This window comes from Pantoea cypripedii (genome assembly GCF_011395035.1).
GTDB lineage: Bacteria > Pseudomonadota > Gammaproteobacteria > Enterobacterales > Enterobacteriaceae > Pantoea > Pantoea cypripedii_A.
Genome location: NZ_CP024768.1, coordinates 1,019,861 through 1,044,287 on the forward strand (window position 1 = coordinate 1,019,861; position 24,427 = coordinate 1,044,287).

Below are 24,427 nucleotides of genomic sequence, written 5' to 3' on the forward strand. Positions count from 1 at the left end.
AAGTATTCACTATTAGTTCCGTAATTACCAGGCGATAGTAAAGACCTCAAACCGACAGGAGAATTCGCATGGTCCGCCTCGCGGCATTTGATATGGATGGCACGCTGTTGCTGCCAACGCATCGTTTAGGCAAAGAAACGCTCGCCAGTCTGCACGCCTTACACCATCGTGACGTCACGCTAACCTTTGCCACCGGACGTCATTTGCTGGATATGCAACCGGTCGTGAAGGAGCTGATTACGCTGCCTGCATGGCTGATTACCGGGAATGGCACGCGTGTTCACGATCTGGATGGCAACCTGTTATTTGGCTGCGATTTGCCGCCATCTATCGCCGAAGAGGTGCTTCATCGTCACTGGCAAACCCCCGCGTCTGTCCATGTATTTAATGATGAAGGCTGGTTTACCGACAAACCGCTGCCCTTTGTGCGTGAAGCGCATGTGATGAGCGGTTTCCAGTATCAGCTGCGTGACCTGAAGCGCATGTCGGCACATGAAGTCACCAAGATTTGCTTTATTGCCCCCCATGAAACGCTGCGTTCGCTGGAAATCGAACTGCGAGAAGCGCTGGGAGAACGTGCAAACATTTGTTTTTCTGCCTGGGATTGTCTGGAAGTGCTACCGCTGGCTTGTCACAAGGGAGCCGCACTGGCGTGGCTGTGTCAGCACCTTTCACTTTCGTTAGCGGATTGTATGGCGTTTGGTGATGCCATGAACGATCGCGAAATGCTGGAGCAGGTAGGTAACGGCTTCATTATGGGCAACGCCATGCATCAATTGAAAGCGGTGTTGCCCCATTTGCCGGTTATTGGCCATTGCGAGACACAGGCGGTGTCTCACTATTTAAATCACTGGATGACCACACCACACCTCGATTATTCCCCCGAATGCTGAGGATTGCAGTGAACCGGACAGGATGTCCGGTTTTTTATTGCAGTTCACGCTGCCACGGCGTGATGTCACCAATGTGCTCAGCCACCCATTGCGCATCGTAATAGGTATCCGGATAACGCTCACCACTGTCGCATAAAATTGTCACCAGCGATCCCTGCTCACCCTGTTCGCGCATACGTTTTGCCACCTGCATCATGCCCCAGAAGTTAGTGCCGGTGGAGGCTCCGGGACGCCGACCCAAAATCTGCTCCAGTTTCAGCATCGCTGCAATGGTTGCCGCATCCGGCACCTTTATCATTTCATCAATGACATCAGGCATGAACGAAGGCTCAACGCGTGGGCGGCCAATGCCTTCAACCCTGCTGCCGCGATCGCTGCGCAGCTGGTGATCACGGCTATGCCAGTAATCAAAAAATACGGAATGCTGTGGATCGACCACCAGCAGACGGGTGTCAAAACCCTGATAGCGAATATAGCGCCCCAGGGTGGCGGAAGTTCCGCCGGTGCCAGCGCTCATGATCAAAGTATGCGGCACCGGGAAAGGTTCATGCGCCATCTGGCGGAAAATGCTTTCGGCGATATTGTTATTGCCACGCCAGTCCGTGGCGCGTTCGGCATAGGTGAACTGATCCATAAAATGACCGTTCAGTTCACGCGCCAGACGTTCTGATTCGCTGTAAAGCTGGCAGGGATCGCTGACGAAGTGACATTCGCCACCATAAAAGCGGATCTGCTCAATTTTACGTTTGGCGGTGCTGGCGGGCATTACTGCGATAAACGGCAGTCCCAGCAGACGGGCAAAGTAGGCTTCTGACACCGCCGTACTGCCGGAAGATGCTTCAATGATTGGCGTCCCCTGGCGGATCCAGCCATTTGCCAGACCATACAGAAATAACGACCGTGCCAGACGGTGCTTCAGGCTGCCGCTGGGATGCGTGCTTTCATCTTTCAGATAGAAACGAATGCCGGGGAAATCATCCAGCGTAAAGCGAATCAGGTGGGTATCGGCAGAACGCTGAAAATCAGCGTTAATTTCATTAATAGCGTGACGAATCCAGGGCGTTTGCATGCTGTGTTTCCACAAAATTGAATGGCCACAGTTTAAGGCACTGGCAGGAAAAAGAGGTTGCTTTAATCCGGGTATAATGGCTCGATGAGAGAAAAATTTTCTCCCGGAGAGGCAAATGCTAGATAAAACTGACCGTAAACTGCTGGCATTATTGCAGCAGGATTGCACTCTGTCGCTACAGGCGCTGGCGGATGCGGTCAATCTCACCACTACGCCGTGCTGGAAACGCCTGAAAAAGCTGGAAGATGATGGCATTATTCGTGCGCGCGTGGCGTTGCTGGACGGGGAAAAAATTGGCCTGGCGTTGACGGCGTTTATGTTTGTCAAAACGCAGCAACACAGCAGTGACTGGTATCAGCAGTTCGTCAGCGTCGTCCAGCAGATGCCAGAAGTGATGGCATTTTACCGTATGGCCGGGGAATACGACTATTTGCTGCGTATTCAGGTGGCGGATATGAAAAGTTATGATGGTTTTTATAAGCGTCTGGTGAATGGCGTACCGGGCCTGATTGATGTGACATCCAGCTTCGCCATGGAAGAGATTAAATACACAACCGCATTGCCGGTGGCCCCGAACGGGTAAAGAAAGAGACAGTCTTGTGCGATTATTCAGCCAGTTAAGTTGGTATTTTCTGCGTGAGTGGCGGCGATATCTGGGCGCAGTCACCTTACTCATCATTATTGCGCTTCTGCAATTACTTCCGCCGCATCTGGTGGGCGTGATTGTTGATGGCGTCACCCAACATACCTTAAGCACCGGGCGGCTGATGATGTGGATCGGCGTGATGCTGATCACCGCGGTTATCGTCTATTTGCTGCGTTATGTCTGGCGCGTGTTGCTGTTTGGTGCCTCATACCAATTGGCGGTGAAACTGCGTGAAGATTTTTATCGTCAGCTGAGCCGCCAGCACCCGGCATTTTATCTGCGCCATCGCACCGGTGACCTGATTGCCCGCGCGACCAATGATGTTGATCGTGTGGTGTTCGCCGCCGGGGAAGGGGTGCTGACGCTGGTGGATTCACTGGTAATGGGCTGCATGGTGCTGGTGGTGATGAGCGTGCAAATCAGCTGGCAGCTGACCTTACTGGCGCTGGTACCGATGCCGATTATGGCGCTGATTATCCATCGTTACGGTAACCAACTGCATGATCGCTTCAAGCTGGCCCAGGCGGCGTTCTCCAGTCTGAACGATCAAACCCAGGAAAGCCTGACCAGCATTCGCATGATCAAAGCTTTTGGTCTGGAAGATCATCAGTCGCAGCAGTTTGCTTCTATTGCGCGCGATACCGGAGAGAAAAACCTGCGCGTGGCGCGGGTGGATGCGCGTTTTGATCCCACTATTTATATCGCCATTGGTTTCTCAAACCTGCTGGCAATTGGCGGCGGTAGCTGGATGGTCTGGCACGGCAGCCTGACTCTGGGGCAGCTGACCAGTTTTGTCATGTATCTTGGCCTGATGATTTGGCCGATGCTGGCACTGGCATGGATGTTCAATATTGTCGAACGTGGCAGCGCTGCCTGGAGTCGCATTGGCGCTCTGCTGGCGGAAGCGCCGGCGGTTGAAGATGGCAAGACGGTCCTGCCGCCGGAAGCGGGAACTTTGCAGGTGGCGATTCGCGAATTCCGTTATCCGGCCACTGCCGGTGTGGCGCTCAGTCATGTCAATTTTCAGCTCAAACCCGGTCAGATGCTGGGATTATGCGGGCCAACCGGCTGTGGTAAAAGCACGCTACTGAGCCTGATTCAGCGCCACTTTGACCTTGAGCAGGGTGACATTCGCTATCACAACACGCCGTTGCCGCAGCTGCGCATCGATAGCTGGCGCAGCCGTCTGGCCGTGGTCAGCCAGACGCCTTTCCTGTTTTCCGATACCGTCGCCAATAACCTCGCGCTGGGGCGGCCCAATGCCAGCCAGCAGGAGATTGAACGCGTGGCGAAAATGGCCTGTGTTCACGAAGATATCCTGCGTTTGCCGCAGGGTTATGAGACCGAAGTGGGTGAACGTGGCGTGATGCTGTCGGGGGGGCAGAAGCAGAGGATCGCCATTGCGCGTGCGCTGTTGCTGAATGCCGAGATTTTGATTCTGGATGATGCGCTGTCCGCCGTGGACGGGCGTACCGAGCACGATATTCTGCACAACCTGCGACAGTGGGGTCAGGGACGTACCCTGATTATCAGCGCCCATCGTTTGTCGGCACTGACTGAAGCCAGCGAAATTCTGGTGTTGCAACAGGGCGTCGTGGCGCAGCGTGGCGATCACGATGACCTGGTGGCACAAAACGGCTGGTATCGCGATATGTACCGTTACCAGCAGCTGGAAGCGGCGCTGGACGAGGATGAGATCACCGAAGGAGCGAGTCGTGGCTAAATCTGTACGCCTGTGGCCCACGCTGAAACGTTTACTTTCCTACGGTAAACCCTGGCGCAAATCGTTATGGCTGGCCGTAGGGATGCTGTGGCTGGCAGCGGCAGCGGAAGTCACCGGGCCGGTGCTGGTCAGTTATTTTATCGATCATCTGGTGGCGAAACATCAGATGCCGTGGGGCATTGTCGCCGGGCTGGTGGTGGGGTTTATTCTGCTGCAACTGCTGGCGGCGGGCCTGCATTATTTTCAGGCATTGCTGTTTAACCGCGCCGCGATTGGTGTGGTGCAACAATTACGTTCTGATGTGATGAATGCTGCGTTGCGTCAGCCGCTCAGCGCCTTTGATACCCAGCCGGTGGGGCAGATTATCTCGCGTGTCACCAACGATACCGAGGTCATCCGCGATCTTTATGTCACGGTAGTGGCAACGGTGTTGCGCAGTGCCGCGCTGATTGGTGCCATGCTGGTGGCGATGTTTGCCCTCGACTGGCGTATGGCGCTGGTGGCGATGACCATTTTCCCGTTGGTTCTGGTGGTGATGCTGATTTACCAGCGTTACAGCACACCTATTGCCCGCCGGGTGCGCAGTTATCTGGCTGATATCAATAATGGCTTCAATGAAGTGATTAACGGCATGAGCGTGATTCAGCAGTTTCGTCAGCAGGCGCGTTTTGGTGAACGCATGGGGGAGGCCAGCCGCTTCCACTATCTGGCACGCATGGAGACGCTGCGACTGGATGGTTTTCTGCTGCGTCCATTGCTGAGTTTGTTTTCTGCACTGATTTTGTGCGGGCTGCTGATGCTGTTCAGCTATGCCACTCCCGGCGTGTTTGAAGTTGGTGTGCTGTACGCCTTTATTACCTACCTGGGGCGTCTGAATGAGCCGTTGATCGAACTCACCACGCAACAATCCATGCTGCAACAGGCGGTGGTATCCGGCGAGCGTATTTTTGAGCTGATGGATGCAGTCCAGCAGGATTACGGCGCGGACAATCGCCCGCTGGCCTCCGGGCGTATTGTGCTGCGCGATGTGTGTTTTGCCTATCGTGCCGATCGTGATGTACTGAGCCAGATCAATCTTGAGGTGCCTGCGCGCGGGTTTGTCGCGCTGGTGGGCCACACCGGCAGTGGCAAGAGCACGCTGGCGAATCTGCTGATGGGCTATTATCCGGTCACGCGCGGCAGTATCGAGTTGGATGGTCGGCCGTTGCCACAACTGACGCATCAGGCGTTGCGCCAAAGCGTGGCAATGGTGCAGCAGGACCCGGTGGTGCTGGCCGATACCCTGCTTGCCAATGTCCGGTTGGGGCGCGATATCCCGGAAGAGGCGGTATGGCAGGCACTGGAAACGGTGCAACTTGCGCCGCTGGTGCGAACGATGCCGGAGGGGATCCATACGCGGCTGGGCGAGCAGGGCAATAATTTGTCAGTCGGGCAGAAACAACTGCTGGCGCTGGCCCGGGTGCTGGTGTCGCTGCCGCAGATTCTGATTCTTGATGAAGCCACCGCCAATATCGATTCCGGTACTGAACAGGCTATCCAGCATGCGCTGCGCGCGTTGCGCCAGCACAGCACGCTGGTGGTGATTGCGCATCGCCTTTCCACTATTACCGAAGCGGATCAGATCCTGGTGTTGCACCGTGGTCAGGTTGCCGAGCGGGGAACGCACAGCGAATTGCTGGCGCAGCAGGGCCGTTACTGGCAAATGTACCAGTTGCAACAAGCGGGTGATGAACTCGCGGCGGGCATTCCCTTACCCGTTGAAGGGTAACTTGCACCTTTTTTGAGCGCCATTATCGGATTATTCTGTACAAATGCACTTCTTTGAGGCTGTCCGCACCAAAGAAGTGCAAATATTCCACTCCTTTCTTCCTTTCCTTGTTGCATTTGTGTTGCTCATCACAGAACGAAGCGTGCTGCCACGCGGCTAATCCGCTGACTCTGCGGTTTTTTTATTTGTGGCACACCCTTTGCTTATATCCCTGCGTGTCCGGTAAGACTTACTCATTAAATACCTGGAGGGGATCGTATGAAGCTGGTTACCGTGGTAATCAAACCATTTAAGCTGGAGGACGTGCGTGAAGCCTTATCCTCTATTGGCATTCAGGGACTGACAGTTACCGAAGTGAAGGGTTTCGGTCGCCAGAAAGGTCACGCAGAGCTTTATCGCGGTGCCGAGTACAGCGTGAACTTCCTGCCAAAAGTAAAAATTGATATCGCCATTGCTGATGATCAGCTGGATGAAGTGGTCGATGTCATCAGTAAAGCCGCTTATACCGGCAAAATTGGCGACGGTAAAATTTTCGTCGCGGAACTGCAGCGCGTTATCCGTATTCGTACTGGCGAGACCGACGAAGCAGCACTGTAACTGGGCCTTGATTGTGATGGGATGGAAAGAAATGAATAAAATGATGACGAAGTTGGGCCTGACCAGCCTGGCGCTGTTACCGTCTCTGGCCATGGCGGCAGCTCCTGCCGTTGCGGATAAAGCCGATAACGCGTTTATGATGATCTGCACCGCGCTGGTGCTGTTCATGTCAATTCCAGGTATTGCCCTGTTTTACGGCGGTTTGATTCGCGGTAAAAACGTGTTGTCAATGCTGACTCAGGTAGCGGTAACCTTCTCCCTGGTCTGCGTGTTGTGGATGATTTACGGTTACTCACTGGCCTTCAGCGAAGGTAACGCCTTCTTCGGTAGCTTCCAGTGGGCGATGCTGAAAAACATCGAGCTGAAAGCGCTGATGGGCACTTTCTATCAGTACATCCACGTTGCGTTCCAGGCTTCCTTTGCCTGTATCACCGTGGGCCTGATTGTCGGCTCTATCGCTGAGCGTATTCGTTTCTCTGCGGTGCTGATTTTCGTTGCCGTGTGGCTGACTCTGGCTTATCTGCCGATTGCGCACATGGTCTGGGCTGGCGGCTTGCTGGCGACCGATGGCGCGCTGGACTTCGCAGGCGGTACTGTGGTGCATATCAACGCCGCGGTGGCTGGTCTGGTCGGTGCTTACCTGGTGGGCAAACGTGCTGGCTTCGGTAAAGAAGCATTCAAACCGCACAACCTGCCGATGGTCTTCACTGGTACTGCGATCCTGTATGTGGGCTGGTTCGGTTTCAACGCCGGTTCTGCTTCTGCTGCGAACGAAATCGCTGCACTGGCATTCCTGAACACCGTGATTGCGACTGCGGGTGCGGTACTGTCATGGACCTTCGGTGAGTGGGCGCTGCGTGGTAAGCCTTCTCTGCTGGGTGCGTCTTCTGGCTTCATCGCCGGTCTGGTTGCTATCACCCCGGCGTGTGGTTATGTCGGTGTCGGCGGTGCGCTGATTATCGGTCTGGTGGGCGGTCTGGCTGGCCTGTGGGGTGTGACCACCCTGAAGAAATGGCTGCGTGTTGATGACCCGTGTGATGTGTTCGGTGTGCACGGCGTGTGTGGCATCGTCGGTTGTATCCTGACCGGTGTGTTCGCTTCCTCTTCACTGGGTGGTGTGGGTTATGCCGAAGGCGTGACTATGGGCCATCAGGTTTGGATTCAGCTGTTCAGCGTCGGTGTGACCATCGTCTGGTCCGGTGTGGTGGCCTTCATTGGCTTCAAACTGGCCGATATGATTGTTGGCCTGCGTGTTCCGGAAGATCAGGAACGTGAAGGTCTGGATGTTAACAGCCACGGCGAAAACGCTTACAACCAGTAAGAGCCAGGCTGAAGAAGAGCAGTGCGCTAAAACAATAAAAAGCAGAAGGGGCGAGAAATCGCCCCTTTTTTATGCGTCGCGCTGGCGCATTACCCCTTCCTGCACCGTGGTTGCGACAAGCGTGCCATCCTGCGTAAAGAATTCACCGCGAACAAAACCACGCGCCCCTGATGCCGAGGTGCTGACAACGCTATACAGCAGCCATTCCGACAGATCGAACGGGCGGTGGAACCACATCGAATGGTCGATAGTCGCTACCTGCATATCTGCTTCGAGAAAACCTTTACCGTGCGGTTGCAGCGCAACGGGCAGGAAATTGAGGTCCGATGCATAGCCGAGCAGGTATTGATGAATCCGCCGGTCCTGCGGCAGCTGTCCATTGGCACGAACCCATACCTGGCGCACCGGTTCATCGACGCGTCCTTTTAGCGGATTGTGGATTTGGACCGGGCGGATATCCAGCGGCCGTTCCGCGAGGAATTTTTCCCGCAGCTTGCCGGGCAGATGTGCCGCCAGCTTATGTGCCAGATCCTGCTCCGACGGCAGGTTATCCGGGGGGGGGACTTGCGGCATAACGTTCTGATGCTCAAAGCCGCTTTCCGGGGCCTGGAATGAGGCCGTCATGTAGAAGATCGGCTGGCCGTTTTGCACTGCACTGACGCGGCGCGCGCTGAAACTTTTACCATCACGCAGGGTTTCGACATCATAGATGATGGCTTTCTGGCTATCACCCGGGCGCAGGAAGTAGCTGTGAAATGAATGGATGATACGTGCTTCCGGCACTGTCTGTTTCGCCGCATACAGGGCCTGGCCAACCACCTGGCCACCAAACACCTGTCGCAGGCCGAGGTCTTCGCTCTGGCCGCGAAATAATCCCTCTTCCAGTTTTTCCAGATTTAACAAATTAAGCAGGTTGTGCAGGGCCTGGCTCATAACGGATTCCTCAGTGATACCGGTCGGGGCAAGTGTGAAAGATCCGACCAGTTGCCGTCAATCTTTTTGCCGTGATTTCAGCTATCTGAGACCCATCTCAGGCGTAAAGTGGATTTTTGTGCCAGAATTAAGGGCAATCGACGGTTGAAAAGCTGCACATTATTTTCACCGCCGACAATCATAGTGTTCATAAGGAGACGACATCGATGAAACTCTGGCAAATCATGAGTGGTATGACGCTGGCCGTGGCGGTTGCAGGGTGCGCAGACCACAGCAAGCCGGTAGCAACACCGACCTTAGGTGCAAGCGTAGCAGGGCAGCAGGCGGCCATTGCGCAGCCGAATGTGAGTGGGTCCATTTATATTCGCCAGCGCATTGCACTGCCACCCGATGCAGTCCTGACGGTAACGCTGTCGGATGCTTCCATCTCCGATGCGCCGTCCAGAGTACTGGCACAGCATGTGGTACGTACCGAGGGCAAACAGGCACCGTTCCAGTTTGTGCTGCCGTTTAATCCGGCGGACATCCAACCGAACGCGCGCATTCTGTTAAGCGCGGCGATTGCCATTGACGGCAGACTGGCGTTTATCACCGATACCGTGAAGCCTGTGATTAATCAGGGTGGCACGAAGGCGGAACTGCTGCTGGTGCCGACCACCAATATGGCGATGCCGACGCAGCCGGGTGCGGCGACCACAGTACCTTCGACCTCACCGACGCAGATAACGCCGTCATCTTCGGTACCTGCGCCGACCAGTATGTAAAATCTAAAGCGGCTTTAAGGGCTGGCAGCAGGATGCTGCCGCGCTATAAAGCCGCAAACTCAATCCTGATCCCAGCGATAACGCGCCAGTTCGATTTCCCCGGCGTCATTGACTTCAATACCTTCCGCTTCCAGCGCATCACGCTGGCGAAACAAATCGTCGCCCTGGAGCGAAATACGACCATGACGATTGAGGACGCGATGCCAGGGAAGCTGGCTGCCAGGTGGCAGACGTTTTAACACGCCGCCCACCTGACGTGCCGCACGCGGCGAACCGGCTAAGCGGGCGACATCGCCATAAGTCATCACTTTACCCGGCGGGATAGCGGCGACAATCTGCCATACACGCTGGGGAAAGCTATCGTGCTCGCTCATTGAGGCAATCCTGAGTCACTGCAAAGGGCTGACTTTAGCATGCGCGTGGTGAATGAAGCAGCATCAGATGGCATCGTTGTTCAAGAAACCAACGGTCATCCGGGGTTTACTTGCAATTGCCGGGGGCTTACCTGATAATGCCAGCGCTCTCGAAATGAGGGCTAGTCAATGGGGGCCCTGTTGGTTCTCCCGCAATGCTAACTTGTGAACTCGGTCAGGTCCGGAAGGAAGCAGCCGCAGCAGGCGACGCGTGTGCCGGGATGTAGCTGGCAGGGCCTCCACCATTTCTGCCTCGCCAAAAAATCCCCGTAATTCAACCCATAGCCATTGCTGGCACTCCCTTGCCAGTGAGAAGGTCGATCCCTGAAATTCGGTTGCTTAGGCAGGCCGTCAAAGAGAAGGGGGAAAACTTAGCGGACAAACTTCCAGACAGAACCGGGCACTTTATCGTAGAGCTTATTCATCGTCAGCTCTGCAAGGCGGTGATCGGCAGCAGAGTAAAATACCGCTAACTCGTCATCGGACAATTCATACTTGTTCTTTTCAATCACCCGCTCAAGGGTGTCGATTGAGCGACAGCGGCGCAGTCGCATCAAATAATCGGTTTTGGTTAAGGCTTGGTTGCTCATAAATAAGTCGTTCTCACTCTGATGCTAAAAGGAATGGCTGGGTTGCTGTAGAAAAGCGCACTCTTCGGCAAACAGGTTAAATAGGCGTCGGGCTGAACGTTGCCAACGTTGAAGATCCTGAGTATTGATTCCGTAGCTGCTAAACAACATAAAGGTATCGTCAAGATATTCATCGATTTGCGTTATCAGTGCTTCATCTTCAACATGCTTAATTTTGTAATTCATCGTGAAAGACGCGATATGCTCAATCAAATCGTTGAGCTGTAAATTGCTTTCCGAAGTTGGATCATTAACCCAGCCATGATGACTGTCAGTTAATGTTGCCATACTTTCGTCAAACAGGTTCTCACACAGGAATTTAAGCTGGGCAATATCATGCCGTTTCGGTGAGTATTCGTCCATCTTTTTCCCCTCCATAGCTAGCACAGTTACCGCAGCGCGGCGAGATTAGGAAAAGCTACCTGGAAGCGATCACGAATAAAATGAATTCAGCGACTCCTTAAATATAATCCACAATCATTAGTTTTGCTCACCTCCATTACCAAATATTACAATTCATCGGCAGGAGAAGGGCGAGTATTGTCGATCACTTCAAACACCAGAGCACCGGGGGCGATATGAAACAGAACATCTTCCTGGCGTGTAAAGGTTTCATTTAAATCCTGACAGGGACTAAATAAATTCCACATGAAATCGTAAAGCATTTTAAATCGATTATTAGGACCAGGACTAATGGATATAATGCGAAAACTCTCGGGAACTAATCGCGCATTTTGTGAATACCACTGCAAATCACCTGCAAGCGCTTCCGCTATTTTGAGAATATTCCCCTGAATTATTGCCTGCAACTTAGTGCAGTCATCCTCACCTTCAGCAATATCACAATGAATAATGGCCTGCATCGTTAATCCGGTAAAAAAGATGATGTTTATATCATTGGGGTTTCATGCGGATATTGCAAGCACGGCTTAAGCAGAAATAGCTATTGTTGTGATGGATTCCAGCACCTGTTGAGGAAGAAAAGGATGACAGCCGCGCAGCGACCACTTCGATCGGTGGTGCTGGTTAACTTTTGAAACACTTTCCTGCGCGGCAGCACCCGGCATAATCTGATAGTGTATTTGTTATGTTATAACATTTTGGTTGTGTCGTATGAATCACAGTGGATTACTTCTGTCACTGGCGGGACGCCTGCTGGTGGCCCTGCTACTGGTAGCCCTGCTGGGGCTGGCTATTGTCTGGGGTATGCAGAAATGATGCGGTTTCACCATCTGCAGGCCGGTTATCAGGGACAAACGGTAACGCCGACCATTAACGGCGAGTTGCCCGCGGGCAGTATGACGGCGCTGATTGGCGCTAATGGCAGCGGCAAATCCACATTGCTGAAGACTATCGCCGGTTTACTGACCCCGATTGCAGGCCGCTGTGATCTTGCGGTTTCGCGTAAAGAACTTGGCTGGTTGCCGCAACGTACCGAACTGGAGACGCGTTTTCCGATCACGGCTTATGAACTGGTGGCGATGGGATGCTGGCCGCGCTGTGGTTGGTTCGGTGCCATTAACCGCGCCTTACGCAAAGAAATTGATGCGGCGCTGGATGCGGTACAGATGCGTGATTTTGCTGATGCCCAGCCTGCCACGTTATCGGGTGGCCAGTTGCAGCGGGTGCTGTTTGCACGCCTGATGCTGCAACGCAGCAAGCTGTGGCTGTTGGATGAACCCTTTAATGGTATCGACAGCCAGACGGTTACGTTACTGATGTCGATCCTCGAACAGCAGCAGCAAGCAGGCACCACCCTGCTGGTGGTATTACACGATCGCCCGCTGGTGGCGCGTTATTTTCAGGATGTGTTGTCTCTGGATGAACCCGAATCTGCCCATGCGCCGCTGTTGCGGAGGGTGGCATCGTGACGTTACTGCAACCTTTTATTGAGTTCGGCTTTATGCGCCGTGCGCTGGTGGCCTGCGTTGCGCTGGCACTGAGCGCCACACCGCTGGGGGTTTTCCTCTCACTGCGTCGTATGAGCCTGATCGGTGATGCGCTTTCTCATGCGGTGCTGCCGGGGGCCGCTATCGGTTACCTCATTTCCGGTCTATCGCTGGTGGCGATGGGGATCGGCGGTTTGATCGCCGGTCTGGCGGTGGCATTACTTTCCGGTGCCGTCAGTCGCTACACCCCGCTGAAAGAAGATGCCAGCTTTGCCGGGTTCTATCTCGGCTCTCTGGCACTGGGCGTCACCCTGGTTTCCCTGCGGGGTTCCAGTGTCGATCTGCTTCACGTGCTGTTTGGATCGCTGCTGGCGGTGGATAACGCCGCCATCATGCTGGTGGGAGGCATTGCCGCATTTACCTTGCTGATGCTGGCCATTATCTATCGTCCGCTGGTGATTGATGCCTTTGATCCCGATTTCCTGCGTGCGCAGGGCAAATGGAGTGCGCCGCTGGTACACGGCATTTTTCTTACCCTGGTGGTACTCAACCTGGTGGCGGGATTTCAGGTGCTGGGCACGCTGATGTCCGTGGGATTAATGATGCTGCCTGCCGCCAGCGCCCGTTTCTGGAGCCGTCATCTCGCCTGCATGCTGGCAGTCGCTATGTTGCTGGCGGTGGTTGCCGCGCTAATCGGCCTGATTTTGTCGTGGCATTACTCGCTGCCTGCCGGACCGGCAGTGGTGCTGAGTGCCGCTGGACTCTTTTTACTTTCAATTTTGACAGGACCATGTGGCGGTTTACTGCGCCGCCGATAACGAAACCAATAAGGGGATATGTATGAAGAAGTTACCGATTAGCCTGGCGTTGGGTGCCATGTTGATCAGCCCACTGGCGCTGGCGAAAACAGTGGATGCGGTGGCAAGTTTTACCGTGCTGGCGGACATCGTTAAACAGGTTGGTGGCGAGCACGTCAACGTGAAATCGCTGGTGGGGCCGAATGGTGACCCACACACCTTCGAACCCACCCCGCAGGACAGCCAGGCACTGGCGCAGGCGGATGTGGTATTTGTCAGCGGACTGGGACTGGAAGGTTGGATGGATCGTCTGGTTAGCGCCTCGGGTTATAAAGGCTCGCTGGTGGTGGCTTCACAAGGCATTAATACGCGTGAGATGGTGGATGACGGTAAAACCATCACCGATCCCCATGCGTGGAACAGCATGGCAAACGGCGTGATTTATGCCACCAACGTCATGAATGCCTTGATCAAAGCAGACCCGGAAGATGCGGCAGCGATTCGTAAGCAGGGAGAGAACTACATCCAGCAATTACAAAAACTGGATAGCTGGGCGAAGACGTCTTTTGCTGCCGTTCCGCAGAGCAAACGTAAGGTGCTGACCAGCCATGATGCGTTTGGTTATTTTGGTCAGCGCTATGGCGTGTCTTTCCTTGCGCCAGTGGGTTTCTCAACCGAAGCGGAAGCCAGTGCGAGTGATGTGGCATCGATCATCAAACAGCTCAAGACCGAGCATATCAATACCTACTTTATGGAGAACCAGACAGACCCACGTCTGGTGAAACAGATTGCCAGCGCTACCGGCGCGAAACCGGGGGGCGAGCTGTATCCGGAAGCCCTGTCGGAAGCGAATGGCCCGGCAGCCAGCTATGAAGCGGCGTTCAAACATAACGTCGATGTTATGCTGAAAAGTATGAAGTAATAAAAAAGGCCGGGGATTAACCCGGCCAATTATCACGACACGTCCTAACGTTTCTTCTTCCTTCCCTGTACCGCTTTAAAGCGCGGATTGGTTTTGCAGATCACATAGATGCGACCTTTACGACGTACGACTTTGCAATCTTTGTGACGAGTCTTGGCTGACCGTAATGAACTCAATACCTGCATTTTGTTCTCCGTTATCCCTTGCTGCGGCCAGTGAAACGGCCAAAGCGCTGATTGAAGCGCGCGACGTTGCCTTCTTTAGCAAAATCTTTTTGCTTACCGGTATAAAACACATGTGATTTCGAAGAGACATCCAGCGTAACGTAGGGCAGCACTTCACCTTCGAACTCGATGGTGCGTTCGGTTTTGATGGTGGAGCCGACTTTGAAATATTCGTTCGCCGTGGTGTCGTGGAACACCACCGGACGGTAATGGGGATGGATATCAGGTTTCATGATTTCTCGCCTTGTGTAATGTTATAATATAACAATAGTATGAACCTGGTGACATCACATTGCAACCCTATGCGCAGCAGGGCTTTGTCGTAACGGGGTCAGGCGGGGGATATAAAAAAAGGCCGCATCAGCGGCCTTTTGAAGAAGAGAAAATCTTAGTGGTTGACCGGATGGCCCTGTTCCAGCTCGCTCTTATTCTTGCTGAAACGACGGCGCACCACGACGAAGAACACCGGTACGAAGAAGATCGCCAGCGCGGTAGCGGTGACCATCCCGCCCATTACGCCAGTACCTACTGCGTTCTGTGCACCCGAACCGGCACCGGTACTGATTGCCAGTGGCAGTACGCCGAGGATGAAGGCCAGTGAGGTCATCAGAATCGGACGCAGACGCATACGGGATGCCTCCAGCGTTGATTCCACCAACCCTTTACCTTCTTTCTCCATCAGGTCCTTGGCGAACTCAACGATCAGGATGGCGTTCTTCGCCGACAGGCCTATGGTGGTAAGCAGACCTACCACGAAGTAGACGTCGTTACTCAGACCGCGCAGGGTAGTGAACAGCAATGCGCCAACCACACCAAGCGGAACCACCAGCATAACGGAGAACGGAATCGACCAGCTTTCATACAACGCTGCCAGACACAGGAACACCACGATCAGCGAGATAGCGTAGAGTGCCGGAGCCTGGTTACCGGATAGACGTTCCTGGTAGGACATACCGGTCCAGTCGTAGCCAATACCGGCTGGCAGTTTTGACGCCAGCTGCTCCATCAGGTTCATCGCATCACCCGAGCTTTTGCCCGGTGCTGCCTGGCCGAGGATTTCCATCGATGGCAGACCGTTGTAACGCTCCAGGCGCGGCGAACCATATTGCCACTTCGCACTGGAGAAGGCCCCGAACGACACCATCTCACCGGCGCTGTTGCGCACATACCATTTGCTGACGTCATCCGGCAGCATACGGGCATTCGCCTGGCCCATCACGTACACCTTCTTCACACGACCACGGTCGATGAAGTCGTTGACGTAAGAACCGCCCCAGGCAGCACCCAGCGTGGTGTTGATGTCAGACAGCGACACACCCAGCGCCGAGGCTTTTTCCTGATCGATAATCAGTTTGTACTGCGGCGTATCTTCCATACCGTTTGGACGCACACCCACCAGGGTATCCGGGTGCTGTGCCACCATGCCGAACAACTGGTTACGTGCTTCGGTCAGCTTCTCGTGCCCCAGGTTCCCCTGGTCAATCAGCTGGAAGTCAAAGCCGGTGGCGTTACCCAGTTCGATAATTGCGGGCAGGTTAAACGGGATGACCATCGCATCTTTGATCGCACCCAGCGCACGCATGGCACGGGCTGCAATTGCCGGCACTTTCATGTCGGAACTGCCACGTTCATCCCAGGGTTTGAGGCTGACGAAGGCGATACCGGTGTTCTGTCCACGTCCGGCAAAGCCGAAGCCGTTAACGGTAAACACCGAATTCACGCTGTCTTTCTCTTTGGTCAGGAAGTAATCCGACACCTGATCCAGCACTTTCTGAGTACGTTCCTGCGTCGCACCGGCGGGCAATTGCGCCTGAGCCAGCAGCAGACCCTGGTCCTCTTCCGGCAGGAACGAGGTAGGTAAGCGCAGGAACAGGTAGGCCATGCCAATCACGATAAGCAGGTAAAGCACCAGGTAACGGCCGGTGCTGCGCACGATATGACCGACGCTATCAACGTAATGATGGGTACTCTTATCAAACAGGCGGTTAAACCAGCCAAAGAAGCCGGTGGTTTTACCGTGGCTGCCTTTCTCCACCGGTTTCAGCATGGTGGAACACAGTGCAGGCGTCAGGATCAACGCCACCAGCACCGACAGCGCCATGGCCGAAACGATGGTAATGGAGAACTGGCGATAGATAACCCCGGTGGACCCACCGAAGAAGGCCATCGGAATAAATACCGCCGAGAGCACCAGCGCGATACCGACCAGCGCGCCCTGAATCTGCTCCATCGAGCGTTTGGTGGCTTCCTTCGGCGGCAGACCTTCTTCTGCCATCACACGCTCAACGTTCTCCACCACCACGATGGCGTCATCCACCAACAGGCCGATGGCGAGCACCATCCCGAACATGGTGAGCGTGTTTATCGAGTAGCCGCAGGCGGCAATGATCGCAAAGGTCCCCAGCAGCACCACCGGAACAGCAATGGTCGGGATCAGTGTGGCGCGGAAGTTCTGCAGGAACAGATACATCACCAGGAACACCAGCACGATCGCTTCGAACAGGGTTTTCACCACTTCGAAGATGGAGATTTTAACGAACGGCGTGGTGTCATACGGATACACCACTTTCATGCCCGCCGGGAAGAAGGGCTGCAGTTTTGCCAGCTCACTTTTAACCGCATCGGCGGTATCCAGGGCGTTCGCACCGGTTGCCAGCTTGATACCGATACCGGAGGCCGGTTTGCCGTTATAACGGGCAATGATGTCGTAGTTTTCACCACCCAACTCAATCCTCGCGACGTCACGCAGGCGTACCTGAGAACCATCGGTGTTCACTTTCAGCAGGATATTGCCAAACTCTTCGGTCGAGGTCAGACGGGTCTGCGCAATGATCGAGGCGTTCAACTGCTGGCCAGGAACCGGTGGCGTACCACCTAACTGACCCGCTGCAACCTGGGTGTTCTGCGTGCCAAGCGCGCTGATCACATCCACTGGCGTCAGCTGGAAGTTGTTGAGTTTGTGTGGGTCCAGCCAGATACGCATTGCATACTGCGCACCAAACACCTGAGTATCACCCACCCCTGGGGTACGACTGATCGGGTCTTTGATATTCGAGGCAACGTAGTCCGAGATATCGTTCTGCGTCATGTTCGGGTCGTCACTGACGAAACCGGCCACCATCAGGAAGCTGCTGGAGGATTTTTTAACCTGAATCCCCTGTTGCTGGACTTCCTGCGGCAGCAGCGGCATGGCCAGCTGCAATTTGTTCTGCACCTGAACCTGTGCGATATCCGCATCCGTACCGGACTGGAAAGTAATGGTCAGGGTGAGGGTACCGGACGAGTCACTGTTCGAGGACATATACATCAGCCCGTCGATACCGTTCATATTTTGTTCGATGACCTGGGTCACCGAGTCCTGCAGCGTTTTCGCATCTGCACCCGGGTAGGTAGCCTGGATTTCAACCGCCGGTGGAGCAACATTGGGATATTGCTCGATCGGCAGGCTGATAATCGATAGCGCACCCGCCAGCATGATGATGATGGCGATTACCCACGCAAAAATGGGGCGATCGATAAAAAACTTAGCCATGTATTAACGGCTCCTGTTTATGAAGACGATTTCTGAGACTGCGCCTGAGATTCGGGTGCTGCTTTGGTATCGTCTGACACTTCTTGTGGTGTTACCTGCGCACCCGGTTTAGCACGTTGCAGGCCGACGGTGATCACGCGATCGCCCGCTTTCAGCCCTTCGGTGACCAGCCACTTATCGCCAATGGCCTGGCTGGCTGTCAGGTTACGCATTTCAACTTTATTGTCGGCACCGACCACCATGGCTGTGGCCTGACCGGTTGGTGTACGCGTTACCGCTTGCTGTGGCACCAGCAGCGCTGACGGGTTGGTACCTTCATCCAGACGCGCACGGACAAACATGCCTGGCAGCAGGCGATGGTCCGGGTTCGGGAAGACAGCACGCAGGGTGATGGAGCCAGTGGTTTCATCCACCGTTACATCAGAGAATTCCAGAGTGCCGCTTTGCGCGTAGGTGCTGCCGTTTTGCATCAACAGGGCGACATTGGCTTTACCATCGTTCTGTTTCAGCTGACCGGATTCCAGCTCCGCGCGCAAGCGCAGGAAATCTTCACTGGATTGAGTCACATCGACATACATCGGATCGAGCTGCTGCACGGTGGCGAGTGCGGTGGTTTGCGCATTGGAAACCAATGCCCCTTCCGTTACGGAAGATTTACCAATACGACCGCTGATAGGCGAGGTCACTTTGGTATAGGCAAGGTTAATACGCGCGCTTTCCACATTTGCCTGTGCGGCTTGTACGGCAGCGGCATTCTGTGCGGCGGTGGCGACGGCGGTGTCATAATCCTGCTGGCTGATGTACTTAGTTCCCAGCAGCGGTTTGTAACGTTTTACCGTCAAATCGGCGATGCGGGCATTGGCTTGTGCCTCTGCCAGCGCACCTTTGGCGTTATCGTAGGCGGCCTGATACGTCGCCGGATCGATCTGGTACAGGGAAACCCCGGCCTTCACGTCGCTGCCTTCGACAAAATTACGCTTCAGAATGATTCCCGAGACCTGAGGACGAACTTCCGCTACCCGGAAAGCTGAAGTGCGGCCTGGCAGTTCTGTAGAGATAGTCAGTGGCTCGTTTTTTAACGTCACAACACCCACTTCTGGGGGCTGCTGCTGGGCGGCTTGTTGGGATTTATTATCATCACATCCTGTTAACACAAAGCTGCCTGAAAGCATCAGGACGGCCGCCAGAGGGGCTAATCCTCTGTTTTTATTCATAAATAAACCTCGAATGTCCGATATCAAATGATCAATGGATCACAAACCGATAAACCCATTGCTGCGTTAAAACACGGGTCGTGCTATGGTACATACATTCACAAATGTATGTAAACTTGCCAGTTTGTAAAAAAAGTCCTCTATGGCACGAAAAACCAAAGCGCAAGCGCTTGAAACACGTAATCAAATTCTTGATGCTGCGTTAGCACACTTCTCTGAACACGGTGTTGCTGCCACTTCACTGGCGGATATCGCAACGGCTGCCGGCGTCACGCGGGGAGCCATCTACTGGCATTTCAAGAATAAAGCCGATCTTTTACATGAAATCTGGCTACAGTGTGACGCTGGGCTTGATGATGTGGAACTTGAGTATCAAACAAAATACCCCGGCGATCCACTCTCTGTTGTGCGTTCGATGTTGATCTATATCCTTGACGCCACTGCAAAGGATCCCCAAAGGCGCGCATTGATGGAGATCATTTTTCATAAATGTGAATTCGTGGGCGAAATGGCGACCCTGCAGAAGATGCAGCAAAGCTTATTGTTGGAATGTTACGACAGAATAGAAGATGTGCTGCGTTTATGCATTGATGCGGGTCAGCTACCCGCCAGCCTTAATACACGCCAGGCGGCATTAATTATGCGCGCCAATATTAATGGCCTGATGGAAAGCTGGTTGTTCAACCCGGAAAGCTTCGACCTGGCGGCGGAAGCGCCGGGTCTGGTGGATGCATTGCTTGATATGTTGCGGTTCAGCCCCACGCTGGCCGGTGCCAGGTCGTAGCGGCGCGATTTATCGCGCGGTTATGAAGGATGCTGGCCGGTTTTTTCCGCCGCGTTTTTCTGTTCATAATCGCGCTGAACAATCGCCAGCGCCGCCAGCACCGTGGCGGCAGGGATGCGGTTCTCCTCCAGCAGCTGAATTAAATCCACCGCCAGTTTGATCTCGTCTGATGCAGTTTCCAGGGACATCTTTGCTCCTAAATACGTAATTTCGCCACCACCAGCAACATCAGCAAGGCACCCGCCAGCGCCATTCCGGCGGTGGCCAGGCTCAGGGTCACCATATCACCGGCGTTAAAATAACTCGCGATATAACCGCCGATCAGCGCACCGATCACCGTCAGTACCAGCGTAACGAAAAATCCGCCGGGCCGTCCGGGAAAAATCACCCGCTTTAACCAGCCGACAGCAATACCTGTCAGAATCCAGGTGATAAAGGCCATGCGTAACTCCTTCTGTCAGAAGAGAAGAGTATAGAAGAAACGGCGATGGGCTTACCGTGCGGAAAATTGCAGTTCCAGCTTGTGTATCGCCTGGCGGCAGCGGCCAAGGCGTATTTTTAGCTGCTCCACTTCGCGAATCAATTGTTGTTGGATGCTCAGGGTTTCGGCGCGTTGCAGATGCTGCTCGCGCTCCGCAATCATTGCCAGTAAGCGGGTTTCATAGCCGCGATACTCTTCGCGCTTCTGCTGTTTGGTATCACCACGCGGGCGTTCGCGCGCCACGCGCAGCTGTTGGCTCTGGCATTCACGTTGCAGGGCCGCAATCTGATCCAGCACCTTATCGGCCAGCCACTGGCGACGTGCCACATCGGTATCCGCTGCGGTTAGCTGCGCGATGTTGTGTTCCAGCTCCTGCAAATAATCCGCCAGCCGCGTTCCTTTGCAGTGGAATAGCTGAGCATCGAAGCGCGGTTGACGGCAGCTGCCATCCGGCTGTTGGGCAATCTGCTGACGTAGCAGATCAAGGGTTGTTTGCAGGCGTTGCTGGGGTTGCGGATAGGGCATCACTCTTTTCCCGACTGTGTTAACGTAGCGCGGTAGCGATTTTATCAGGCACCGGGCATGCAACGCATATTATTACTGACACTTGGCTGGCTGGCGATCGTGCTGGGTACGCTGGGGATTGTATTACCTTTATTACCGACAACGCCATTTGTGTTGCTGGCGGCCTGGTGCTTTGCTCGTTCGTCACCGCGTTTTCATCACTGGCTATTGTGGCGCTCACCTTTTGGCCGTTATTTGCGTCACTGGCAGCAGCATCGCGCCATGCCTCCCGGTGCAAAAGGGCGGGCCATGTTGCTGATTATCCTTACCTTTGCAGTGTCCATCTGGCTGGTTCATCTGCTGTGGGTGCGTATCATGCTGGGCGTGATGCTGTGCATTTTACTGCTGTTTATGTGGCGCATTCCGGTGGTGGCAGAAAGTACAGACGAACGCGAAACAGATTGACAGGGTTGCATTTAGGCGGCCATTTGCTTAGATTTGGGCCTCTTCGTGCGTGGCTTCCCTCTGTGAACTGACTTCGCTTAACCCGGTCTCCGGGTGATGGCGCTATGGGAGCTGCGCGAAATAGAGATTTCATCAGGCGTAACACTATGACCGCAACTGCCCAGCAGCTTGAACTCATCAAAAACAGCATCAAAAGCATTCCTGACTACCCTAAGCCGGGCATTCTGTTCCGTGACGTCACCAGTTTAATGGAAGATCCGCAGGCGTATGCCGCGTCGATCGCCATTCTGGTTGAGCGTTATCGCGGCAAAGGCATCACCAGGGTGGTGGGGACGGAAGCGCGTGGTTTCCTGTTTGGTGCGCCAGTCGCGCTGGGTTTGGGTGTGGGTTTTGTGCCGGTACGTAAGCCGGGCAAATTGCCGCGAGCCACTTACAGCGAAAGCTATGAACTGGAGTACGGCACCGATACGCTGGAGCTGCATCAGGATGCTATCCAGCCGGGTGACGTGGTGCTGGTGGTGGATGATCTGCTGGCAACCGGCGGCACCATCGAAGCCACCGTGAAGCTGATTCGTCGTGCAGGCGGTGAAGTCAAAGATGCGGCCTTCATTATTAATCTGTTTGATCTGAGCGGCGAAGCGCGTTTGAAAGCGATGGGCCTCGACTGCTTCAGCCTGGTCAATTTCCCCGGCCACTAAAGTCAGCGCGCTCCGCTTTCGCGCGGGGCGCGACTTCCGCAAAGTAATAGGCATATCCTGTTGTGGCTGTTAGACTACTGCCAAAATAAACAGGGTTTGCAAAGCAGCATTTTTCCCCTTTTGACATACGGCGGACTGCGGTTCTTCAGCCGTGCCGCTGTGCCAACTCAACCAAATCCAGTGATCGAATCCACATGAGCTATCAGGTACTTGCGCGAAAATGGCGTCCCCAGGCTTTTGCTGACGTAGTCGGTCAGGAACATGTGCTGACTGCGCTGGCCAACGGGCTGTCACTGGGACGAATCCATCATGCTTATCTCTTTTCCGGCACCCGCGGCGTGGGCAAAACCTCGATTGCGCGTTTGCTGGCAAAGGGCCTCAACTGCGAAACCGGTATCACCTCTACGCCCTGTGGCGTGTGTGATAACTGCCGGGAAATTGAGCAGGGACGTTTTGTCGATCTGATTGAGATCGATGCCGCCTCGCGGACCAAAGTCGAAGATACGCGTGATCTGCTCGATAACGTGCAGTACGCACCGGCGCGCGGTCGCTTCAAAGTTTATCTGATTGATGAAGTGCACATGCTGTCGCGCCACAGCTTCAACGCGTTGTTAAAAACGCTGGAGGAGCCACCGGCACACGTTAAATTCCTGCTAGCCACCACCGACCCACAAAAACTGCCGGTCACCATTTTGTCGCGTTGTTTGCAGTTCCATCTCAAGGCGCTGGATGTGGAACAGATTCGCCAGCAGCTTGAGCATATTCTGCAACAGGAACAGATCGCCACGGAGCCGCGTGCACTGCAACTGCTGGCGCGTGCGGCCGAGGGGAGCATGCGTGATGCCCTCAGTCTGACCGACCAGGCGATTGCGATGGGGCAGGGCAGCGTAACACGCGATAGCGTGGCGCAGATGCTCGGTACGCTGGATGATGAGCAGCCGCTGGCGTTAATCGAAGCGCTGAGTGATGGCAACGGCGAACAGGTGATGGCGCTGCTGAATCAGGCGGCGTCCCGCGGTGTCGAATGGGAAGCGCTGCTGGTGGAGATGTTACGCCTGTTGCATCGCATTGCGATGGTGCAGCTGCTCCCCAGTTCCCTCAGCGATGATGAGTTCAGCCAGGCACAGCGCCTGCGCGAACTGGCGCGCGTGCTGCCACCTGCGGATGTGCAGCTGTATTACCAGATGCTGCTGATGGGGCGTAAAGATCTGCCGTTGGCACCGGATCGGCGTCTGGGCGTGGAAATGACGTTGCTGCGTGCACTGGCGTTCCACCCGCAGGCCGCGATTGCCGAACCGGTGGCGCGTCCGGTATTAACCCCCCAGGCGGTTCCGGCTCAGACCCCGGCCCCGACCCCGGTTGTGGCGGCACAACCACAAATGGCACCACCACAGACTGAAGCGCCGCCGATTCCTGCCGATTATCCTGATATGGCTCCTGCGCCGGAAAACCTGCCAGATGCGACCAGCCAGCTGTTGCAGGCGCGTACTCAGCTGATGCGTCAGGGAGCCAGCAAAGCAAAAAAGAGTGAGCCGGCAGCGCGTTCCGCGCGGCCGGCTAATGCGGCGCTGGAACGTCTGGCTAACGTCACGGAACGGGTTCAGCAACGCAGCGAGCCAGCGGTAAAAGCGGTGGCGAAGCCGGAAGCGTATCGCTGGAAAGCGCAAACGCCGACGGAAGTTGTCGCCACCCCGGTGGCGACGCCAAAAGCCTTGCGTTCAGCACTGGAGCATGAGAAAACGCCTGAGCTGGCGCTGCGTCTGGCGGAAGAAGCGCAGCAGCGCGATGCCTGGGCGGCGGAAATCGCGGCCCTGACGCTGCCGAAGCTGGTGCAGCAACTGGCGCTGAACGCGTGGAAAGAGCAGGGTGACAACAGCGTCTGCCTGCATCTGCGCAGCAGCCAGCGTCATCTGAATTCAGGTTCTGCGCGTCAGGTGTTAGCGGAAGCGCTCAGCACGGCGGCCGGTCAGACAGTTGAACTGACCATTGTTGAAGACGATAATTCCACGGTGATGACGCCACTGGAATGGCGTCAGGCCATTTATGAAGAGAAACTGGCGCAGGCGCGTCAGTCGATCATTAGCGATACCCACATTCAGACGTTGCGTCGCTTTTTTGATGCCGACCTGGATGAAGAGAGTATTCGACCCGTATGAACACG

The 24,427-nt window shown here is 54.8% G+C and carries 27 protein-coding genes, 1 other RNA gene and 1 other annotated feature; of the genes, 15 read left to right on the top strand and 13 right to left on the bottom strand.

The genetic code is table 11. The features are described from left to right. Positions 1-68 precede the first annotated feature (68 nt). On the top strand, positions 69-893 hold the full coding sequence (gene cof, locus CUN67_RS04625) for an HMP-PP phosphatase (protein WP_208714203.1): 825 nt from the start codon (positions 69-71) through the stop codon (positions 891-893). A 34-nt stretch (positions 894-927) separates the two neighbouring features. Here cof and CUN67_RS04630 read toward each other — a convergent pair whose 3' ends face one another. After that, a complete protein-coding gene (locus CUN67_RS04630) occupies positions 928-1,962 on the bottom strand; it encodes a PLP-dependent cysteine synthase family protein (protein WP_208714204.1) in 1,035 nt (344 codons plus the stop codon). Between the two features lie 115 nt (positions 1,963-2,077). Between CUN67_RS04630 and CUN67_RS04635 the strand changes: the two genes are divergently transcribed. From CUN67_RS04635 to amtB, 5 genes are all read left to right on the top strand, one after another. Continuing rightward, positions 2,078-2,545, top strand: coding sequence for an Lrp/AsnC family transcriptional regulator (locus tag CUN67_RS04635; protein WP_208714205.1), 468 nt, complete (start codon positions 2,078-2,080; stop codon positions 2,543-2,545). A 16-nt stretch (positions 2,546-2,561) separates the two neighbouring features. Next, entirely contained in the window at positions 2,562-4,331 is a 1,770-nt protein-coding gene (locus CUN67_RS04640) for a SmdA family multidrug ABC transporter permease/ATP-binding protein (RefSeq protein WP_208714206.1), read from the top strand. Further along, positions 4,324-6,099, top strand: a complete 1,776-nt coding sequence (locus tag CUN67_RS04645; RefSeq protein ID WP_208714207.1) for a SmdB family multidrug efflux ABC transporter permease/ATP-binding protein — start codon at positions 4,324-4,326, stop codon at positions 6,097-6,099. Before CUN67_RS04640 ends, CUN67_RS04645 begins: the two co-directional genes overlap by 8 nt. 258 nt (positions 6,100-6,357) lie before the next feature. Continuing rightward, positions 6,358-6,696, top strand: coding sequence for a P-II family nitrogen regulator (gene glnK / locus CUN67_RS04650; protein ID WP_007886947.1), 339 nt, complete (start codon positions 6,358-6,360; stop codon positions 6,694-6,696). Between the two features lie 31 nt (positions 6,697-6,727). Then, positions 6,728-8,017 carry an ammonium transporter AmtB gene (gene amtB, locus CUN67_RS04655; RefSeq protein ID WP_084873183.1) on the top strand — a complete coding sequence of 430 codons (1,290 nt, stop codon included), beginning with the start codon at positions 6,728-6,730 and terminating at the stop codon, positions 8,015-8,017. 69 nt (positions 8,018-8,086) lie between these two features. On the opposite strand, the gene tesB is transcribed toward amtB, so the two are convergent. After that, positions 8,087-8,950, bottom strand: coding sequence for an acyl-CoA thioesterase II (gene tesB, locus CUN67_RS04660; RefSeq protein ID WP_208714208.1), 864 nt, complete (start codon positions 8,948-8,950; stop codon positions 8,087-8,089). A gap of 206 nt (positions 8,951-9,156) precedes the next feature. On the opposite strand from tesB, the gene CUN67_RS04665 reads away from it, so the two are divergent. Further along, a complete protein-coding gene (locus tag CUN67_RS04665; RefSeq protein ID WP_208714209.1) occupies positions 9,157-9,714 on the top strand; it encodes a YbaY family lipoprotein in 558 nt (185 codons plus the stop codon). 59 nt (positions 9,715-9,773) lie between these two features. Here the strand turns inward: CUN67_RS04665 and CUN67_RS04670 are convergent, their stop codons facing one another. After that, positions 9,774-10,088: an MGMT family protein gene (locus CUN67_RS04670; RefSeq protein WP_208714210.1), complete on the bottom strand. Its 315-nt coding sequence runs from the start codon at positions 10,086-10,088 to the stop codon at positions 9,774-9,776. Between the two features lie 178 nt (positions 10,089-10,266). Between CUN67_RS04670 and ffs the strand changes: the two genes are divergently transcribed. Further along, an RNA gene (ffs, locus tag CUN67_RS04675) (signal recognition particle sRNA small type) lies at positions 10,267-10,363 on the top strand. A 135-nt stretch (positions 10,364-10,498) separates the two neighbouring features. Here the strand turns inward: ffs and CUN67_RS04680 are convergent. From CUN67_RS04680 to CUN67_RS04690, 3 genes are all read right to left on the bottom strand, one after another. Next, entirely contained in the window at positions 10,499-10,717 is a 219-nt protein-coding gene (locus CUN67_RS04680; protein ID WP_013508151.1) for an HHA domain-containing protein, read from the bottom strand. 24 nt (positions 10,718-10,741) lie between these two features. After that, positions 10,742-11,119, bottom strand: a complete 378-nt coding sequence (gene tomB, locus CUN67_RS04685; protein ID WP_021185827.1) for an Hha toxicity modulator TomB — start codon at positions 11,117-11,119, stop codon at positions 10,742-10,744. 146 nt (positions 11,120-11,265) lie between these two features. After that, positions 11,266-11,619 carry a hypothetical protein gene (locus CUN67_RS04690; RefSeq protein WP_208714211.1) on the bottom strand — a complete coding sequence of 118 codons (354 nt, stop codon included), beginning with the start codon at positions 11,617-11,619 and terminating at the stop codon, positions 11,266-11,268. 351 nt (positions 11,620-11,970) lie between these two features. Here CUN67_RS04690 and CUN67_RS04695 point away from each other — a divergent pair, with 351 nt between their 5' ends. From CUN67_RS04695 to CUN67_RS04705, 3 genes are read left to right on the top strand one after another with little or no spacing between them, the layout of a single operon-like run. Then, positions 11,971-12,627: a metal ABC transporter ATP-binding protein gene (locus CUN67_RS04695; RefSeq protein ID WP_208714212.1), complete on the top strand. Its 657-nt coding sequence runs from the start codon at positions 11,971-11,973 to the stop codon at positions 12,625-12,627. After that, entirely contained in the window at positions 12,624-13,463 is an 840-nt protein-coding gene (locus tag CUN67_RS04700) for a metal ABC transporter permease (RefSeq protein ID WP_208714213.1), read from the top strand. Before CUN67_RS04695 ends, CUN67_RS04700 begins: the two co-directional genes overlap by 4 nt. A 22-nt stretch (positions 13,464-13,485) precedes the next feature. Beyond that, a complete protein-coding gene (locus tag CUN67_RS04705) occupies positions 13,486-14,364 on the top strand; it encodes a metal ABC transporter substrate-binding protein (RefSeq protein WP_208714214.1) in 879 nt (292 codons plus the stop codon). 44 nt (positions 14,365-14,408) lie between these two features. Here the strand turns inward: CUN67_RS04705 and ykgO are convergent, their stop codons facing one another. The 4 genes from ykgO to CUN67_RS04725 all read right to left on the bottom strand — a co-directional run bounded on the left by ykgO (position 14,409) and on the right by CUN67_RS04725 (position 19,334). Beyond that, positions 14,409-14,549 carry a type B 50S ribosomal protein L36 gene (gene ykgO / locus CUN67_RS04710; protein ID WP_008103894.1) on the bottom strand — a complete coding sequence of 47 codons (141 nt, stop codon included), beginning with the start codon at positions 14,547-14,549 and terminating at the stop codon, positions 14,409-14,411. A gap of 11 nt (positions 14,550-14,560) precedes the next feature. Continuing rightward, a complete protein-coding gene (locus tag CUN67_RS04715) occupies positions 14,561-14,821 on the bottom strand; it encodes a type B 50S ribosomal protein L31 (protein WP_208714215.1) in 261 nt (86 codons plus the stop codon). A 155-nt stretch (positions 14,822-14,976) separates the two neighbouring features. After that, positions 14,977-18,120: an efflux RND transporter permease subunit gene (locus CUN67_RS04720; protein WP_208714216.1), complete on the bottom strand. Its 3,144-nt coding sequence runs from the start codon at positions 18,118-18,120 to the stop codon at positions 14,977-14,979. Positions 18,121-18,137: 17 nt separating this feature from the next. Then, complete coding sequence (locus CUN67_RS04725) at positions 18,138-19,334, bottom strand: efflux RND transporter periplasmic adaptor subunit (RefSeq protein ID WP_208714217.1); 1,197 nt, start codon at positions 19,332-19,334, stop codon at positions 18,138-18,140. Positions 19,335-19,476: 142 nt separating this feature from the next. Between CUN67_RS04725 and acrR the strand changes: the two genes are divergently transcribed. Further along, the gene (gene acrR, locus CUN67_RS04730) at positions 19,477-20,118 is read left to right on the top strand and encodes a multidrug efflux transporter transcriptional repressor AcrR (RefSeq protein ID WP_208714218.1); all 642 of its coding nucleotides are present in this window, start codon (positions 19,477-19,479) and stop codon (positions 20,116-20,118) included. 20 nt (positions 20,119-20,138) lie between these two features. Here acrR and rsmS read toward each other — a convergent pair whose 3' ends face one another. Genes rsmS through priC form a run of 3 tightly spaced genes read right to left on the bottom strand, consistent with a single transcriptional unit; the run spans position 20,139 to position 21,124 of the window. Continuing rightward, positions 20,139-20,306, bottom strand: a complete 168-nt coding sequence (gene rsmS / locus CUN67_RS04735; protein WP_208714219.1) for a pleiotropic regulatory protein RsmS — start codon at positions 20,304-20,306, stop codon at positions 20,139-20,141. A gap of 8 nt (positions 20,307-20,314) precedes the next feature. Then, positions 20,315-20,560 (bottom strand): GlsB/YeaQ/YmgE family stress response membrane protein, encoded by a 246-nt coding sequence (locus CUN67_RS04740; protein ID WP_208714220.1) that lies wholly within the window; start codon positions 20,558-20,560, stop codon positions 20,315-20,317. 51 nt (positions 20,561-20,611) lie between these two features. Then, entirely contained in the window at positions 20,612-21,124 is a 513-nt protein-coding gene (gene priC, locus CUN67_RS04745; protein WP_208714221.1) for a primosomal replication protein PriC, read from the bottom strand. Between the two features lie 57 nt (positions 21,125-21,181). On the opposite strand from priC, the gene CUN67_RS04750 reads away from it, so the two are divergent. The 3 genes from CUN67_RS04750 (at position 21,182) to dnaX (ending at position 24,422) form a co-directional block, all read left to right on the top strand. Continuing rightward, the gene (locus tag CUN67_RS04750) at positions 21,182-21,568 is read left to right on the top strand and encodes a DUF454 family protein (RefSeq protein ID WP_084873217.1); all 387 of its coding nucleotides are present in this window, start codon (positions 21,182-21,184) and stop codon (positions 21,566-21,568) included. A gap of 146 nt (positions 21,569-21,714) precedes the next feature. Continuing rightward, the gene (gene apt / locus CUN67_RS04755) at positions 21,715-22,266 is read left to right on the top strand and encodes an adenine phosphoribosyltransferase (protein WP_208714222.1); all 552 of its coding nucleotides are present in this window, start codon (positions 21,715-21,717) and stop codon (positions 22,264-22,266) included. Positions 22,267-22,460: 194 nt separating this feature from the next. Continuing rightward, positions 22,461-24,422, top strand: coding sequence for a DNA polymerase III subunit gamma/tau (gene dnaX, locus CUN67_RS04760; protein ID WP_208714223.1), 1,962 nt, complete (start codon positions 22,461-22,463; stop codon positions 24,420-24,422). Continuing rightward, positions 23,767-23,828, top strand: a sequence feature (DnaX frameshifting element). It overlaps the preceding gene by 62 nt. Positions 24,423-24,427: the final 5 nt, after the last annotated feature.

What these genes read in the sequence shown, in the direction of transcription:
- cof (WP_208714203.1), top strand. Translation starts at nt 69, where the DNA reads ATGGTCCGCCTCGCGGCATTTGATATGGATGGCACGCTGTTGCTGCCA.
- CUN67_RS04630 (WP_208714204.1), bottom strand. Translation starts at nt 1,962, where the DNA reads ATGCAAACGCCCTGGATTCGTCACGCTATTAATGAAATTAACGCTGAT.
- CUN67_RS04635 (WP_208714205.1), top strand. Translation starts at nt 2,078, where the DNA reads ATGCTAGATAAAACTGACCGTAAACTGCTGGCATTATTGCAGCAGGAT.
- glnK (WP_007886947.1), top strand. Translation starts at nt 6,358, where the DNA reads ATGAAGCTGGTTACCGTGGTAATCAAACCATTTAAGCTGGAGGACGTG.
- amtB (WP_084873183.1), top strand. Translation starts at nt 6,728, where the DNA reads ATGAATAAAATGATGACGAAGTTGGGCCTGACCAGCCTGGCGCTGTTA.
- tesB (WP_208714208.1), bottom strand. Translation starts at nt 8,950, where the DNA reads ATGAGCCAGGCCCTGCACAACCTGCTTAATTTGTTAAATCTGGAAAAA.
- CUN67_RS04665 (WP_208714209.1), top strand. Translation starts at nt 9,157, where the DNA reads ATGAAACTCTGGCAAATCATGAGTGGTATGACGCTGGCCGTGGCGGTT.
- CUN67_RS04670 (WP_208714210.1), bottom strand. Translation starts at nt 10,088, where the DNA reads ATGAGCGAGCACGATAGCTTTCCCCAGCGTGTATGGCAGATTGTCGCC.
- CUN67_RS04680 (WP_013508151.1), bottom strand. Translation starts at nt 10,717, where the DNA reads ATGAGCAACCAAGCCTTAACCAAAACCGATTATTTGATGCGACTGCGC.
- tomB (WP_021185827.1), bottom strand. Translation starts at nt 11,119, where the DNA reads ATGGACGAATACTCACCGAAACGGCATGATATTGCCCAGCTTAAATTC.
- CUN67_RS04690 (WP_208714211.1), bottom strand. Translation starts at nt 11,619, where the DNA reads ATGCAGGCCATTATTCATTGTGATATTGCTGAAGGTGAGGATGACTGC.
- CUN67_RS04695 (WP_208714212.1), top strand. Translation starts at nt 11,971, where the DNA reads ATGATGCGGTTTCACCATCTGCAGGCCGGTTATCAGGGACAAACGGTA.
- CUN67_RS04705 (WP_208714214.1), top strand. Translation starts at nt 13,486, where the DNA reads ATGAAGAAGTTACCGATTAGCCTGGCGTTGGGTGCCATGTTGATCAGC.
- ykgO (WP_008103894.1), bottom strand. Translation starts at nt 14,549, where the DNA reads ATGCAGGTATTGAGTTCATTACGGTCAGCCAAGACTCGTCACAAAGAT.
- CUN67_RS04715 (WP_208714215.1), bottom strand. Translation starts at nt 14,821, where the DNA reads ATGAAACCTGATATCCATCCCCATTACCGTCCGGTGGTGTTCCACGAC.
- CUN67_RS04720 (WP_208714216.1), bottom strand. Translation starts at nt 18,120, where the DNA reads ATGGCTAAGTTTTTTATCGATCGCCCCATTTTTGCGTGGGTAATCGCC.
- CUN67_RS04725 (WP_208714217.1), bottom strand. Translation starts at nt 19,334, where the DNA reads ATGAATAAAAACAGAGGATTAGCCCCTCTGGCGGCCGTCCTGATGCTT.
- acrR (WP_208714218.1), top strand. Translation starts at nt 19,477, where the DNA reads ATGGCACGAAAAACCAAAGCGCAAGCGCTTGAAACACGTAATCAAATT.
- rsmS (WP_208714219.1), bottom strand. Translation starts at nt 20,306, where the DNA reads ATGTCCCTGGAAACTGCATCAGACGAGATCAAACTGGCGGTGGATTTA.
- CUN67_RS04740 (WP_208714220.1), bottom strand. Translation starts at nt 20,560, where the DNA reads ATGGCCTTTATCACCTGGATTCTGACAGGTATTGCTGTCGGCTGGTTA.
- priC (WP_208714221.1), bottom strand. Translation starts at nt 21,124, where the DNA reads ATGCCCTATCCGCAACCCCAGCAACGCCTGCAAACAACCCTTGATCTG.
- CUN67_RS04750 (WP_084873217.1), top strand. Translation starts at nt 21,182, where the DNA reads ATGCAACGCATATTATTACTGACACTTGGCTGGCTGGCGATCGTGCTG.
- apt (WP_208714222.1), top strand. Translation starts at nt 21,715, where the DNA reads ATGACCGCAACTGCCCAGCAGCTTGAACTCATCAAAAACAGCATCAAA.
- dnaX (WP_208714223.1), top strand. Translation starts at nt 22,461, where the DNA reads ATGAGCTATCAGGTACTTGCGCGAAAATGGCGTCCCCAGGCTTTTGCT.